The sequence below is a fragment of the Psychrobacter sp. Rd 27.2 genome (assembly GCF_001921755.1).
Lineage (GTDB): Bacteria > Pseudomonadota > Gammaproteobacteria > Pseudomonadales > Moraxellaceae > Psychrobacter > Psychrobacter celer.
Window position 1 is genome coordinate 1 of the sequence record NZ_MRYB01000145.1, and the last position, 345, is coordinate 345.

A 345-nucleotide genomic window follows, 5' to 3' on the forward strand; every position below is an offset into this window, starting at 1 on the left:
ATACTAAAAACGGGGATATGCTTTAGAAGTTCAAATTCGATTAGCAACCGTTCGTCAGTTAAGAAAATAACCGGTATTTTAGACGCTATAATCAACTCATCAGCAAGGCACTCATTTACTTTGTCTGAAATTAAAACTCACAAAAGGATATATTTATGAAGCTAACAAAAATACTGATGATTACTCCATTATTATTACTTTCTATTAACGCTATTGCTAGCATGGGTGATGTTAATGGTAGTACCAAATGCACCACCGTTGATTCTATTAGTAAAAAGAAGGCTATCGTAAAAGCTTGTACTTACGATGGCGCAGTAGGAGGAAGTATGAGTTATGCAATTAGCC

1 protein-coding gene is annotated in these 345 nt (G+C 34.8%); it reads left to right on the top strand.

The genetic code is table 11. From position 1 onward, the window contains the following. Nucleotides 1-155 precede the first annotated feature (155 nt). The coding region (locus tag BTV99_RS12965) for a hypothetical protein (protein ID WP_143507223.1) at nucleotides 156-345 on the top strand (190 nt) is incomplete at its 3' end.